The 13,606-nt window shown below is 66.2% G+C and carries 15 protein-coding genes and 1 pseudogene; 5 read left to right on the top strand and 11 right to left on the bottom strand.

Annotation, left to right across the window (positions count from 1 at the left end; translation table 11 throughout):
- Positions 1-4: 4 nt before the first annotated feature.
- The 3 genes from VW23_RS03515 to VW23_RS03505 form a co-directional block, all read right to left on the bottom strand.
- Positions 5-427, bottom strand: coding sequence for a MarR family winged helix-turn-helix transcriptional regulator (locus VW23_RS03515; RefSeq protein WP_176730318.1), 423 nt, complete (start codon positions 425-427; stop codon positions 5-7).
- A gap of 217 nt (positions 428-644) precedes the next feature.
- The gene (locus VW23_RS03510; protein ID WP_141728207.1) at positions 645-1,406 is read right to left on the bottom strand and encodes a hypothetical protein; all 762 of its coding nucleotides are present in this window, start codon (positions 1,404-1,406) and stop codon (positions 645-647) included.
- 126 nt (positions 1,407-1,532) lie between these two features.
- Positions 1,533-2,429, bottom strand: coding sequence for a LysR family transcriptional regulator (locus VW23_RS03505; protein WP_069908208.1), 897 nt, complete (start codon positions 2,427-2,429; stop codon positions 1,533-1,535).
- 103 nt (positions 2,430-2,532) lie between these two features.
- On the opposite strand from VW23_RS03505, the gene VW23_RS03500 reads away from it, so the two are divergent.
- The gene (locus VW23_RS03500; RefSeq protein ID WP_069908207.1) at positions 2,533-3,156 is read left to right on the top strand and encodes an NADPH-dependent F420 reductase; all 624 of its coding nucleotides are present in this window, start codon (positions 2,533-2,535) and stop codon (positions 3,154-3,156) included.
- A gap of 262 nt (positions 3,157-3,418) precedes the next feature.
- Positions 3,419-3,787, top strand: coding sequence for a DUF423 domain-containing protein (locus VW23_RS03495; protein WP_069908206.1), 369 nt, complete (start codon positions 3,419-3,421; stop codon positions 3,785-3,787).
- Positions 3,788-3,990: 203 nt separating this feature from the next.
- Here the strand turns inward: VW23_RS03495 and infC are convergent, their stop codons facing one another.
- Entirely contained in the window at positions 3,991-4,527 is a 537-nt protein-coding gene (infC, locus tag VW23_RS03490) for a translation initiation factor IF-3 (protein WP_176730320.1), read from the bottom strand.
- A gap of 184 nt (positions 4,528-4,711) precedes the next feature.
- Between infC and VW23_RS03485 the strand changes: the two genes are divergently transcribed.
- Positions 4,712-5,515: an alpha/beta hydrolase gene (locus tag VW23_RS03485; RefSeq protein WP_069908204.1), complete on the top strand. Its 804-nt coding sequence runs from the start codon at positions 4,712-4,714 to the stop codon at positions 5,513-5,515.
- A gap of 40 nt (positions 5,516-5,555) precedes the next feature.
- On the opposite strand, the gene VW23_RS03480 is transcribed toward VW23_RS03485, so the two are convergent.
- The 4 genes from VW23_RS03480 to VW23_RS03465 form a co-directional block, all read right to left on the bottom strand.
- Positions 5,556-6,209 carry a GNAT family N-acetyltransferase gene (locus VW23_RS03480; RefSeq protein WP_069908203.1) on the bottom strand — a complete coding sequence of 218 codons (654 nt, stop codon included), beginning with the start codon at positions 6,207-6,209 and terminating at the stop codon, positions 5,556-5,558.
- Positions 6,206-7,078 carry an SDR family oxidoreductase gene (locus tag VW23_RS03475; RefSeq protein WP_069908202.1) on the bottom strand — a complete coding sequence of 291 codons (873 nt, stop codon included), beginning with the start codon at positions 7,076-7,078 and terminating at the stop codon, positions 6,206-6,208. Before VW23_RS03475 ends, VW23_RS03480 begins: the two co-directional genes overlap by 4 nt.
- Positions 7,079-7,091: 13 nt before the next feature.
- Positions 7,092-8,243, bottom strand: a complete 1,152-nt coding sequence (queG, locus tag VW23_RS03470) for a tRNA epoxyqueuosine(34) reductase QueG (protein WP_069908201.1) — start codon at positions 8,241-8,243, stop codon at positions 7,092-7,094.
- Positions 8,244-8,354: 111 nt separating this feature from the next.
- Positions 8,355-9,032 carry a glutathione S-transferase family protein gene (locus VW23_RS03465; protein ID WP_069908200.1) on the bottom strand — a complete coding sequence of 226 codons (678 nt, stop codon included), beginning with the start codon at positions 9,030-9,032 and terminating at the stop codon, positions 8,355-8,357.
- A 97-nt stretch (positions 9,033-9,129) separates the two neighbouring features.
- Here VW23_RS03465 and VW23_RS03460 point away from each other — a divergent pair, with 97 nt between their 5' ends.
- Positions 9,130-9,942, top strand: coding sequence for an undecaprenyl-diphosphate phosphatase (locus VW23_RS03460; protein WP_069908199.1), 813 nt, complete (start codon positions 9,130-9,132; stop codon positions 9,940-9,942).
- A gap of 178 nt (positions 9,943-10,120) precedes the next feature.
- On the opposite strand, the gene VW23_RS03455 is transcribed toward VW23_RS03460, so the two are convergent.
- Complete coding sequence (locus VW23_RS03455; protein WP_069908198.1) at positions 10,121-10,843, bottom strand: copper homeostasis protein CutC; 723 nt, start codon at positions 10,841-10,843, stop codon at positions 10,121-10,123.
- Positions 10,840-11,754: an ROK family protein gene (locus VW23_RS03450; protein ID WP_069908197.1), complete on the bottom strand. Its 915-nt coding sequence runs from the start codon at positions 11,752-11,754 to the stop codon at positions 10,840-10,842. The genes VW23_RS03455 and VW23_RS03450 overlap by 4 nt, the downstream gene beginning before the upstream one ends.
- Before the next feature lie 86 nt (positions 11,755-11,840).
- Between VW23_RS03450 and VW23_RS03445 the strand changes: the two genes are divergently transcribed.
- Entirely contained in the window at positions 11,841-12,842 is a 1,002-nt protein-coding gene (locus tag VW23_RS03445) for a LacI family DNA-binding transcriptional regulator (RefSeq protein ID WP_069908196.1), read from the top strand.
- A gap of 165 nt (positions 12,843-13,007) precedes the next feature.
- Here the strand turns inward: VW23_RS03445 and VW23_RS29760 are convergent.
- Positions 13,008-13,562, bottom strand: a pseudogene (locus VW23_RS29760) (DDE-type integrase/transposase/recombinase); the annotation flags it as partial.
- Between the last annotated feature and the right edge of the window lie 44 nt (positions 13,563-13,606).

Raw genomic sequence — 13,606 nt, 5'->3', positions numbered from 1 at the left:
AGCGCTAGCCTCGGTTCGCTGCCGCCAGTTCGCTGAGCCCATCGATCAGGTGTGCAGCTTCGGTTTTGCTGAGGCTCGCCAGTGCCTGCCGGTCGGCGCGCGCCGCCGCGGCCGCGGCTTCCGGCAGCACGGTCTTGGCCTTGGAGCTGAGATAGAGCCCCTGGGCCCGGCCCTTGCCGATCGACGCCTTCTCGATCCAGCCATCGGCTTCGAGGCCACCGAGGGTGCGGGCGACGCCGGGCTGCTCGAGCTCGAGGCGGGTGACCAGTTCGGCCTGTGTCAGCCCCTCGCGCTCGGCAATCTCGCTCAGCGCAGTGAACTGCGCCGGATGCAGCCCAAACGGCTCCAGCGCCTCGCGCAGGTGGTTGGCGAGCCGCCGGGCCAGTTGGCTCGCGACGTGGAACAGCGTTTCCTTGTGGTCGAACACGGCCTCCTCCCCCAGAGGTGAGGGGGGCATCATAGCGTGTTGTGACTTAAGGGGAGATTGCCGGGGGCTTACTGAGAGAGACGGCCCCTGCCGGCCTCCCCCATGAAGGGGGAGGTGAAGAGTTGAGGCTCTGTCTTCGATCGTGCCCAACACACCGGCGGGGCGCCTCCCCCTTCATGGGGGGAGGATGGGAGGGGGCCGTCTGCTGCAGTTGTCCCTACCGCACGATCTCCGACCACGGCCGGCCACTCCGCGCTGCCTCTGCGGCAAGCGCGATGGAACGTTTCTGCGCCGCGGTCAGCTCGTCCGAGACGATGTTGGCAGCATTGGCCGGGTCAAGCATGGCGCGCGGCACCAGCAGGCGCTCGAAAAAGCCGAGCGCCACCCAGACATTGTCGGCCAGGGCTCCGGCCGGGCGGCGGCGCAAGGCGGCCTGGGTAGCGAGCTCGAGATAATAGGATGGAAAATCCAGCCCGTTCTGGTCGCGCCAGAGTTTCAGCACCCGCACTTCGTCGTGCCAGCCGGCATCGTGGCTGTCGAGCACGTGCTGGTGGAGATTCGTGGTGATCGCCGCCTGCCGGCGCGTCGAATAGATCTCGTGGATGTCCGAGATCATCGACAGGCGTTTTGCCGGTAGCAGGTCGACGACCATGGTCCCCAGGTTGAGCGCCAGCGTCACATCGCGGCGCATCGGCGCGAGGCCGAGTCGTCGAAATGCCGCGAACATCGATTCGTAGAGTTCGGGGATGCGGCGCTCGCATTGGGCGTGGATCCACACCACGTAATCGATGCTGATGCCGCTGCGATTGGCCATCGACTTCTCGAAGCCGCCGCCCGGCGTGACGTCGACAATATCGCGGCTGCCCCAGGCGTGGCACAGCGCGGCGAGCTTGTTCTCGACGCGTGCCAGTTCGGCCACCGCCTCGCGCGTGACCATCTCGCGATCGAGAATGTCCCGAAGGTATTCGGATGCCGACACGGTACTGGCTGCCACATGCATGATCGCATTTTACGATAATGCCGTACGTTCGACCAGTATTCCACTCGGGTGGGTGCTGGCGTGGTTACCGAAGACAGTTAATCTGCCGCGGAGAACAGTATTGGCTCAGGCCGCGGTGTCTTTGAGGCCGGCCGCGATGGCCTCCATGAAGGCACTCAACCGGCGGGGCACCAGGCGGCGCGACGGATAGACCAGGTGGATCGGCAGCGTCATGCGCTGCCAGTGTGGCAGCACCTCGATGAGCTGGCCATTACGCAGCGGCTCGGTAACGAGATCGACCGGCAGGTAGACGATCCCAGCGCCTTCCAGCGCTGCTGCCAGTTGCGCTTCACCATTGTCGATCTGCAACCCGCCCTCGACCTCGGCGATGACCGAGGTGCCGCCCGGACCGATGAACGGCCAGCGGTTGCGCGGGCTCATGTTGAGATTGAGGATGCAGCGGTGTTGCCTGAGCTCTTCCGGCGTCGCCGGCACCCCGAAGGCATCGGCATAGGCGGGCGAGGTGACACAGCGAAAGCGGTAGGTGCCGATCCGCCGTGCGATCATCGTCGAGGCCTGCAGCTCACCCACCCGGATGGCGACGTCAAAGCCCTCGGCGATCAGGTCCGCGCGGCGGTCGTTGAGGCTGAGCTCCACCGTCACCGCCGGGTTGTCCTCGCAGAACCGCGCGATGATGCCGGCCAGCCGGTGGATGCCCAGCGTCGCCGGCCCCGTAGCGCGGATCCGGCCGGACAGCTTGCCCGGCTCGGTGCGGGTGAGGTCGTCGAGTTCGGCCACCGCCTCGAGCACTGCCTCGGCCTGCGCAAAGAAGCTCTCGCCCAGCTCGGTCAGCCGCTGCGCCCGCGTCGTGCGCTCGATCAGCCGGGCGCCGTGCTGCTCTTCCAGCGCCTGGATACGCCGCCCGACCATCGCCGGCGAGATGCCGAGCCGTCGCGCCGCGCCGGCAAAGCTGCCGGATTTGACCGTCGCGACGAAGGTTTCGAGGTTGGTCAGCTCGGCCACTCGATACTCCAGTGCAACAGTGAAGCGCAATCACCGGCAATTCTATACCTCTCTGGCAGCACGTAGATAGGGGTCATCGCAATCGCAGGATGGAGCTTTCCAAATGACCACCACCGCAATTCTCGGCCTCGGCAATATGGGCAAGGGCCTCGCCAAGCGTCTCGCCGGCAAGACCGAGCTGGTGCTCGGGGCCTCCAACCCGGCCGCCGCCACCGAGTTCGCCGCCTCGGTCGGCGCCACCGTCACCGACTACAAGAGCGCCGTACTGGCCGCCGATATCGTCGTTCTGGCGCTGCCCTATGGTGCGGCGCTGGAGCTCGCCGGCAAGCTGCCGCTCAACGGCAAGATCGTCGTCGACATCTCCAACCCGGTGAAGGCGGATTTCTCCGGCCTCGCCATCGGCCACACCACGTCGGCCGCCGAAGAGCTGCAGGCTGCCGCCCCCTCGGCCAAGCTGGTCAAGGGCTACAACACTATCTTTGCCAGCCTGTTCGATACCCCGCCGAGCGCCACTGCCAATGTGCCGGTGTTCCTCGCCGGTAATGACGCCGCCGCGGTCGACGCTGTCGCCGAACTCGTCAAAGCCTCGGGCTTTGCGGTTGAAAAGGTCGGCGGCCTCGATGGCGCCCGCCTGGTCGAGCCGGTCGGCATGCTGAACATCCGCTTCGGCTACGGCCTCGGCCAGGGCACTGCCATCGCCCCGACCTGGCTGAAGCTGGCGGCGTAAGCCTGGGCTACGCGCAGCAGACGAAAGGGGCCGGGGAAAGATCCCCCGGCCTTTCTTGTTCTTCACGCTGCTTGCCCCAACCCCGGTGTCATCCCCTCGAAAGCGGGGATCTTTGTTTGGGGCAGGCACCGCAAACAGAGGTTCCCGCTTTCGCGGGAATGACCCGGTGGGGGCTGCAGGTTGTGCGTCGATTTCGACGTCCCGGCGCCGCTCGAGTGCATGTAGAGTCTTCGGCGTCGTCGGCTAGCGCCCGGAGCATCCAATGTCGAACCCCACGCCTGCGTCCCGCCTGCTGCTGGTCGCCGCCGGCCTTTGCGGCGCGCTGGGCGTCGCCGCGGCGGCCCGCGCCAGCCATGCCGGTGACGACAATCTCGGGATCGCCGCGAACTTCCTCTTGTTGCATGCGCCGGTGCTGATCGGGCTGAGCGTGATCGCCGTGAGCCGGATGGCATTGGCTGCCGGGGCGGTGCTGCTGCTTGGCCTGGTGCTGTTCGCCGGTGATCTCGCGGCGCGCTCACTGCTCGGTGGCGCGCTGTTCCCGCTGGCTGCCCCGCTCGGTGGTGGCGGGCTGATCGTCGGCTGGCTGCTGGTGGTGTTGACTGGGGTGGTGGGGTGGAAGCGCGCCGACTGACAGAGACGGCCCCCTCCCGGCCTCCCCCATGAAGTGGGAGGTGAAGAGTCGAGGCTCTGTCGTCGATCGTGCCTGACACACCGGCCGGCACCTCCCCCTTCATGGGGGAGGATGGGAGGGGGCCGTCTGCTTCGGCTCAATCCCCACCAAAAACAAAGGGCGACCCGCGGGCCGCCCTTGTTCAATTCACGCTGCTGTCGCCGTTACTTCGGCGCCAGCACCATCACCATCTGGCGGCCTTCGGAGCGCGGCGAGGATTCGACCTTCGCCTTGGCCTCGAGTTCGGCCTGCACCTTGACCAGCAATTGCATACCCAGTTCCTGGTGGGCCATTTCACGGCCGCGGAAGCGCATGGTGACCTTCACCCGGTCACCGTCTTCGAGGAAGCGGTGCACCGCCTTCATCTTGGTCTCGTAATCGTGCGTATCGATGTTCGGACGCAGCTGGATTTCCTTGACCTCGATCACCTTCTGCTTCTTGCGCGCTTCGGCTGCCTTCTTCTGGGCAGCATACTTGAAGCGGCCGAGATCGAGCATCTTGGCAACAGGGGGAACCGAGTTCGGGGAAATGATAACGAGATCGAGTCCCTGCTCCTGCGCCTCGGCCAACGCCTCGCGCGTTCGCACGACGCCGCGGTTGGCGCCTTCGCCGTCGATCAGCTGGACATCGGGGGAGGAGATATCTTCGTTAGATTGCGGCCCATCTTTCTGGGGCGCGACGGGTCTCATGGGACGACGAATGGGAGGCGATCCTTCGATTGTTACCGGAGCGGCGGGAGATCGCGGCTAAAATCGTGCTGCGTCGGCCATAAGTCAACACCGGAACAGACAAGAAACAGCAGCAAGTCGCGGTTTGATGACAAACTGTTGCCGCGAAGGCTAACGCGAGGCAAAAGGCCGGGCACGAGAATGGAGTCGGGGACGCGTGGAACCTGCGGTTGAGTATCTCGAGGTGGGCGAGGGGGCTGAGGCGCGCCGCATCGCCATGCTGCGCCGCCCCGGCAAGTCCCCCGGCATTTTCTGGCTCAACGGCTACCGTTCCGACATGGGCGGCACCAAGGCCTCGGCGCTCGATGTCTTCGGCGCCGAAAAGGGCCTTGCCGTCACCCGCCTCGATCATTCCGGCAATGGTCTGTCGGGGGGCGATTTCCTCGATGGCACAGTGAGTCGCTGGCTCGAGGAGTCGCTCGCCGTGTTTGCCACCACCTCCGGCCCGCAGGTGATCGTCGGCTCCTCGCTGGGTGGTTGGCTGGCGCTGCTGATGGCGCGCGAGTTGCGCCGGCGGGGCGAGGGCGACCGGGTCAAGGCGTTGGTGCTGATCGCCCCGGCAGTAGATGCGACCGCCGAGCTGATGACCAAGCGGATGAACAAGGCGCAACTGGCAGCACTGAAGCGCGATGGCATCGTGCAGCGGCCGTCGCAATATTCCGATGAGCCCTATCCCTATACGGCCAGGCTGATCGAGGACGGCAACCAGCATCACCTGATGTTCGGCCGCGGCATCGATGTCGGCGCGCCGGTGACGATCCTCCAGGGTGGCAAGGACCCCGACGTGCCGCGCGAGCACGCCATGCGGCTGGTGCAGCACCTGCTCACCGACCCCGTCACCTTCACCCTCATCCCCGATGGCGACCACCGCCTCAGCCGCCCCGAGGACTTGGACCTGCTGAAAGCTTCGGTGGAGCGTGAGATAACCGTGCCGCCCGAACAGCTGGAGCTGGAGCTATAGCTTAGGGACGGACGCAACCCCAACCTGTGGGTGGGAGAGTTCAACCGAACCGCAATGGCGTCTTCTGCCGCCCGTCCGCATCGAAATTGCCCGGCTCGAGCCAACGCTCGAAGCCGGCCTTCTTCGCCGGCCATTCGCTGTCGAGCATCGAGAACCAGGCGGTGTCGCGGTTCTCGCCCTTCATGATCATGTGCTGGCGGAACAGGCCCTCATAGCTGAAGCCGAAGCGCTCTGCGGCGCTCTTACTCGGTTCGTTCCGGTCGTTGCACTTCCATTCGAAGCGGCGATAGCCGAGATCCTCGAAGATGTGGCGGGCGAACAGGTACAGCGCCTCGGTGGCGCGCGGCGTGCGGGCGATGGCCGGGCCCCAGTAGATCGAGCCGATCTCGATCACGCCGTGCTCGGGCACGATGCGCATCAGCGCCTGTCGGCCGCCGGCCTTGTCGGTCGATTTGTCGATGACGGCGAAGAGGATCGGATCGGCTTTGCCGAGGACGCTCTGGATGAACGCCTCGGTATCGGCCTGGGTCTTGGGCGCATAGTCGCCGAGATAGGCGAAACGGGCGTCGCCATCGGCGACGTTCGAGGCCTCGAACAGGTCTGGCGCGTGCGCCATGCTCAGCGGTTCGAGCCGCACATAATGGCCCTCGAGCACCACGCGCTGCGGCGGGCGTGCGGGTTTTGGAGCGCTCATTGCCGGCCTTTCCAGATGGCGTCGAGACCTTCGCGATAGGTCGGATAGAGCAGGTCGGCGCCGAGCGCCGCCAGCACTTTCTTCGACGAGACGCGCTTGTTGTCGGAGTAAAAGCTCCGCGCCATCGGCGTCATCTCGGCGGTGTCGAACGGCACCTCGGCGGGCGGGGCGATCCCCATGACATGAGCGGCGTAGGTGACGAGATCCTGCGGCGGCGCCGGCTCGGTATCGGCGAGGTTGAAGGTGCCCTCGAGATCGCTGAGCGCGGCGCGCGCCGTGATCCGGCCGATATCGGCGACATGGATACGGTTGAACACCTGGTTCGGCTTGACGATGCGGCGGGCCGTGCCTTCGCGCAGCTTGTCGAAGGCCGAGCGGCCGGGGCCGTAAATACCGGCCAGCCGCACGATGAACAGCGGCACGCCGCGCTCCTTCGCATAGTCGCGCCAGGCCTGCTCGGCCTCGACCCGCTGCTTGGAGCGGATGTTCAGCGGCCGGGTCGGCGCGTCCTCGTCGATCCACTCGCCACCGAAATCGCCATACACCCCGACGGTGGAGAAGTAGCCGATCCACTCGAGGTTTGGCGCCGCGTCGAGATCGGCACGATGGAGGTTCAATGCCGGATCGCCGCGCTCGTCGGGCGGGATCGAGAGGATGACGTGGGTGGCTGTTCGCAAGTCTTCGCTGAGCGTCGTGCCCGGCACTTCGCCATCGAACACGTGGATCCGGTAGGCCGAGTCGGCCTCCGATTCGGCGGCTTCGGCGCTGCGGGTGGTCCCGGCGACGGGAATCTGCGGGTCGGCCAGCAGGTGCAGGGCGCGGGCGGTGGCGCGCGAGGAATAACCCATACCGAAGAAGAACAGGCGCATCTCAGATAGAACTCTAGTTTGCGCGCGCCGGCTGGACGGCCGCGCTCCACTCTGCCTGGACGCTGATGTCGCCTTCATCGGGCAAAAACGCAAGCGCCAGTGCATCCGCGCGCGCTTTCGCCACAAGCCGGCGCACCGCCCAAACCGCGGCGCCGCGGATCAGCGGCTCTGGATCGGCCAGCCGGGCTTCGGCCAAGGGGATCAGCGTCTCGTCACCCGAATTGCCGACCGCGATCAGCACGTTCCTCAAAAACCGCGCATGGCCGATGCGCTTGATCGGCGAGCCAGCGAACAGGCTGCGAAAACCGGCATCGTCGAGCTGCACCAGGTCGCTCAGTGCCGGGGACTTCAGCTCGTCGCGGGCCCGCAGCTTCATCTCGTGCGTCTCCGAGGCGAACTTGTTCCACGGGCAGACGGCGAGGCAATCGTCGCAGCCATAGATGCGGTTGCCCATCGGCACGCGGAATTCCAGCGGGATTGGACCGGGATGCTCGATATTGAGGTAGCTGAGGCAGCGCCGTGCATCGAGCTGGAACGGCGCCGGGAAGGCGTTGGTGGGGCAGACATCGAGGCAGCGCCGGCAATTGCCGCAGCTCTCGGCATGTGGTTCGTCGGCCGGCAGCTCAGCCGAGGTGAAGATGGCGCCGAGGAACAGCCATGAGCCGAACTCGCGACTGACCAGCACGGTGTGCTTGCCCTGCCAGCCGATGCCGGCCGCTTCCCCGAGCGGCTTTTCCATCACCGGCGCCGTGTCGACGAACACCTTCACCTCGGCTCCGGTGCGGCGGTTCAACAGCCCCGCCAGCTCCTTGAGCTTGCCCTTGATGATGTCGTGGTAGTCGCGATTGCGGGCATAGACCGAGATATTGCCGAGCGAGCGGTGCTCGAGGTCAGCCATCGGGTCACTATCGGGCCCATAGTTCATCCCGACCACGATCACTGATCTGACCTCGGGCCACAGCGCCTCAGGCGCCCCGCGCCGCTCGGCGGTCTCGGCCATCCACGCCATCTCGCCGTGCCAGTCACGGGCCAGCGCCGTGTCGAGTTTTTCCGGCAGGTCCGGCCGTGCATCGGCCCGCGCCACGCCGAACGCCTCAAAGCCGAGGGCTTTGGCACGGTGCCTGAGTTCAGCGAGGAGGGCGATCTGGTCTCGCGCTGCTTTCACAGGGTCATCCCCGCGAAAGCGGGGATCTCCGTTTGCGGTGTCGCAAAGAAAACAGGGGTTCCCGCTTTCGCGGGAATGACACCGTGCGACAAGGATAGCATGGGGACGGGTCTAGAAGTCTAAGTCGGCATACCCGGCTGCCGCCGGCATCCCGGCGACGCGGTCGTTGAGCAGGGTGCGAAAGGCCGGGCGGGATTTGATCCGGGCATACCACTGCCGGGTTTCCGGCGAAGTGTCCCACTGCACGTCGCCCAGGTAGTCGAGGCTGGAGAGGTGCGCCGCGAGCGCGAAGTCGGCGAGCGTCATGGTATCGCCGGCAATCCAGTGCCGGGTGGCGAACAGCCAGTTGAAATAATGCAGGTGCTCGCCGAGGTTGGCCTTGGCGACGCGCAGCACGCCCGGCTCGGGCGTCATGCCGCGCTGGTCGCGCTTGACGATCTTTTCCTCGAGCACATAGCGGGTCACTTCGTCATTGAGCTTGACCAGCACCCACTCGAGCAGCCGCCACATCTCGTTGCGCAGCGCTGCATGCGACGGGAACAGCCCGGCGACCGCGGCCGGCACATAACGATCCTCGATGGCGTGGAGCACCGCCAGCGTTCCCACCACTGGTGGTTCCCCCTCTTCGGCGAGGATCGGTACCGTCGCCGCCGGGTTGATCTCGAGCAGCCCCGGCTCACGCCGCCAGGGTTTGATGTCCTCGAGGTCGATGCCGACGCCATATTCGGCGAACATCAACCGGGCGAGGCGGGAGGAGGGGTCGAGCCTGTGCTGCAGCAACCGTGGCATGCGGTGAAACGATCCTTGCCGATCCTTGGCGGGCCGGGGCAAATCGCGCTAGATGCAACGCCTGCCGCCCTTCCGGTGGGTTGAGTTAGGGGATCAGATGAACGCCGATCAAGGTCTTTTTGTGCCGCTGATCCTAGGGATTATCGAGGGCCTTACCGAATTCCTACCGGTCTCCTCGACCGCCCATATCCTGCTCGCCGGACACTTCCTCGGCTTCAACAGCCCGGGCCGGGTGTTCGAGGTGCTGATCCAGTTCGGCGCCATCCTCGCGATCCTGGTGGTGTATTTCCAGCGTCTGCTCGGCATCGCCAAGGACGCCATCGCGAGGAAACCCGGGGCTCTGCGCTTCATCCTGGGGGTCATTCTCGCCTCGTTTCCGGCGGCCATCGCCGGCGTGCTGCTGCACGATTTCATCAAGACGGTGATCTACGAAACGCCGGTGGTGTTCTGCGTCTCGCTGATCGTCGGCGGCATCATCCTGCTCTATGTCGACCAGCTGAAGCTCACCCCGAAGTACACAGATATCTACAACTATCCGCCGTTGCTCTGCCTTTATATCGGGCTGTTCCAGATGCTGGCGCTGATCCCCGGCGTGTCGCGCTCCGGCTCGACCATTGTCGGCGCGCTGCTGCTCGGCACCGACAAGCGCTCGGCCGCCGAGTTCACCTTCTTCATCGCCATGCCGATCATGGGCGGGGCGTTCCTCTATGATCTCTACAAGAGCCGCGAGTTCATCACCGCCGAGCTCGGCGCCGCCGTGATCATCGGCTTCGCCGCCGCCTTCGTCACCGCCTTCTTCGTGGTGCGCTATCTGCTCGATTTCATTTCAAAGAACGGTTTTGCCGTCTTCGCCTACTGGCGCATCTTCGTCGGCGCCATCGGGCTGTGGGGGATCTTGCTGTTCGGGTGAGTGACGCTGAGGGTGAGGATGCCCGCCACGCGTCACGCAATCTCGGCGTCATCCCCGCGAAAGCGGGGACCTCCGTTTGCGATCTTGCAGGTGGCACCAAAACAGAGGTTCCCGCTTTCGCGGGAATGACCCGGTGGCCGGAGCGCGAATCCGGTGAACCTAATTCGCCGGGGCGAACCTAACCTCCCATCGCCGCCTTGAACGCCTGCACCACGGCCGGGTCGGTGCGACGCCGGGTCTCCGCCGCAAAGCCCAGCCGCACCGCCGGAGCACTGCTCGCCGGCCCCGGCGAGGCGCAGGAGCTGTGCACCTCGTCAACCGGCACGGCCGCGAGCAGCGCGCCGACATTGGCGGGCGTCAGCCCCGAGCCGGCCATGACCTTGATCCGGCCGCGGGCAGTGGCCAGCGCCGTCGCGATGTTGTCGACCCCGTCGAGCGCCACATGCACGCCGCCCGAGGTGAGGATGCGCTCGAACTTCAGCCCGATCGCTGCTTCCGTCGCCTCGGCGAAATCCGGCACCAGGTCGATGGCGCGATGGAGGGTCGAGCCGAGCCCCTCGGCCTGCTCCAGCAAGCGGGCCAGCACTTTGAGATCGAGCTCGCCATTCGGGCGCGACGCCCCCAGCACCACGCCGGCGAGACCGGCGGCGCGAATGGCGTCGATATCGCCGAGCATGGCGTCGAGGTCGGCGTCGTCGCAGACGAAATCGCCGCTGCGTGGCCGGACGATGGCATAGACCGGGATCGGCGCCGACGCGGCGAGCCGCATCAGGCCGGCCGACGGGGTGAGCCCGCCCAGTTCGAGCCCCGAGCAGAGTTCGATCCGGTCGCCGCCGCCGGCAATGGCGGCCACCAGGCTTTGCGGGTCGGCGACGCAGACTTCAAGCAGATGGGTGGTCACGCGGCGTTCTCCGTAAAACCGAGGATAGCGGCCCCGACCAGGCCGGGCTCTAGCGTGAGTCGTGAGGGCACCACCAGCGGTTGGCTGAGCCGGCGCAGGATGCGCTGGCGCACCGCGGTGTCGAGCAGCGCGATGAACTCCGGCACCTTGCCGAGCCCGCCGCCCACCGGGACGATACTGGCGCCGATGACATTGACCACCAGTGCTAAAGGCCCGGCGACGAGATCGATCTGTACCTCGATGGTGCGCGCCGCCCTGGTGTCGCCGGCTCGCCAGGCCTCGACGATGGCGGTGCTGGGCAGCTCGATATCGTGGAGGTGCTTGTGCAGCCGTTCCATGCCGCGCGCCGCGCCGACCGTATCGACGCAGCCGACCTGCCCGCAGCCGCAGGGGATGCGTGGGATATCGATCGGCGGGTTTCCTGCCGAGGTGGCGGCCACCGGCCCATGCCCCCATTCGCCGGCAAAGCCGCCGGCGCCATTGACGACGCGGCCATCGATGACGATACCGCCGCCGACTCCGGTACCGAGGATGGCGCCGAAGACGATACGGTGGCCGCGACCGGCGCCCTCGATGGCTTCGGCCAGCGCGAAGCAATCGGCATCGTTGGCGACGAACACCGGGCGGCCGAGCTCCGTCGCGAGTTCGGCGGACAGCCGACGCCCATCGATGCAGGGGATATTGGCGCAGGTGATGATGCCATCGGCCGGATCAACCACCCCGGTGATCGAAATGGCGATCGGCGTCTCCGCCGGTGCCGCCGTCGCGTCGGCGACGCCACGGATGGCGGCGACGAAGGCGGAAAAGTCGTCGAGCGGCGTCGGCACCCGGCCGAGCGGCGTCAGCTCGGCGGGGTTTTTGGCCAGCGCCGCCTTGATCCCGGAACCGCCAATATCGAAGCAGATAATCATCACTGTTGAGTGCTTTCTAACGCGCAGGCATCTACCTTCGTCGAACGCGGCCGACTCGGGCCGCGCGAAAGGTGCGATGACGGATAATGGTTGAACAGGCCCGGCAGCAGGCGACCCCCACCATCGACGATGTCGCGGCGCTCGCCGGCGTGTCGCGGGCGGTGGCGTCGCGCGCCTTGTCGACTGAAAAACGTCCGGTCTCGGCGGAAAAGCGCGAGCGGGTGCTGCAGGCGGCGGCCGAGCTCGGCTATCGCGTCAACCTCCTGGCGCAGAGCCTCACCACCAAGACGGTCAATCTGATCGCCGTGGTGGTCAACCACATCCACGACCTCTCTGACCTCGATCTGTTCGATCGGCTGCTGGCCGAGACCCAGGCGATCGGCAAGCAGGTGATCCTGATCCGCGTCGGCTCGGTCGACAAGGTCGAGGAGTTTTTGCGCCAGGGCGTCGCCTACCATGTCGATGCGGCGCTGGTGTTCTCCGATTTCGCCGATGCCGAGACGGTGCGAAAGATGTTCCGCTCCGACCTCGTGGTGATGCTCAACGGCCGCCACGACCGGCTGTCGCCGACGGTGATCCCCGACGAGGCGATGGGCATCCACCAGGCCGTCGCCGATGCAGCGCAGCACGGGGTGAAGACCGCCGCGCTGGTCACCGGCCGGGCCTCCTCGCTGGTCGAACAGGCGCGGATCGCGTCCTATCTCAGCGCCTTCAATCAGCATGGCATCGAGCTCGTCCAGACCGTCCAGGGCGACTATTCCTATCAGAGCGGGCACGCGGCGGCGCCCGCGGTGGTCGGCTTCGATTGCCCCGATGCAGTGTTCTGCACCTCCGACGCTATGGCGATGGGCATTCTCGACGTCTGCCGCGAGGATTTCCCCGGCAACCGTCCGACTCGCTTTCGCCTCTATGGCTTCGACAACCTGTCGCTGACCGATTTCGATGCCTACCCGATCTCGTCCATCGGTTACGACAAGGCCGACTACGTCCGCCAGATGGTGCGTTTCCTCGCCGACCCCACGGCCTTCACCCCCGGCCAGCCACCCGTGCTGATCCCGACGCGGTTCGTGCCGAGGAAGACGAGTTAGACTTTCCTCCATTTTCCGCCCCAAACGCGATGTCATCCCCGCGAAAGTGTTGTGTCCCGTGAGGTTGGCGAGGGCCTCGGCTGGTGCCTTGTAGTCGAGGCACCTGAGGCGGGTTTTGTTGTAGCTATCGACGAAAGCGTAGAGGAAGGCGTCGCGCTGGACATGCGAGGCGAACCTGTTCTTGCCACCATTGCCGCTGGCTGGGTGGCTGCGCAGAGCGTCGGCGAGGCGGCGGTTGAAGCGCTCGGCCATGCCGTTGGTCTGCGGGTGGAATGGGCGGGTGAGCCGATGATCGATGTCGTACCAGCGGCAGACGAGGTCGAAGGCATGCTTGCCGGTGGGCCTGCTGGGGTTGCGCCAGCGGGCGGCGCCGAAGCGATCGGTGAACTCGGCACCATTGTCGGTGAGGATGGTGTGTACCGGATAGGGGAAGGCGGTGAGCAAGCGCACCAGGCAGGCGGCGATGGTGCTGGCGTCGCGCCGTTCAATGATCTCGATGTGGACGAACCGGGTGGCCCGGTCGATGGCGACGAACACGTAGCTGGGATGGCCCTCGAGCCGGGTCAGGTGCTTGAGGTCGATGTGGATGAAGCCCACCGGAGCCGGCTCGAAGCGCCCCACCGCCGGCTTGGAGGGTAGCGGCCGGCGCGAGATGCCGTGCCGCAGCAGGCAGCGGTGGATGGCGCTGCGGCTGAGCGCGTCATTGCAGCAGCGGTGCATCACCTCGACGATATCGTCGAGCGACAGCTCCAGTTCCTGGCGCA

The organism is Devosia insulae DS-56 (assembly GCF_000970465.2).
GTDB lineage: Bacteria > Pseudomonadota > Alphaproteobacteria > Rhizobiales > Devosiaceae > Devosia_A > Devosia_A insulae.
The sequence above is the reverse complement of the archived record's forward strand: the minus strand, read 5'-3'. Positions and strand labels throughout refer to the sequence as shown.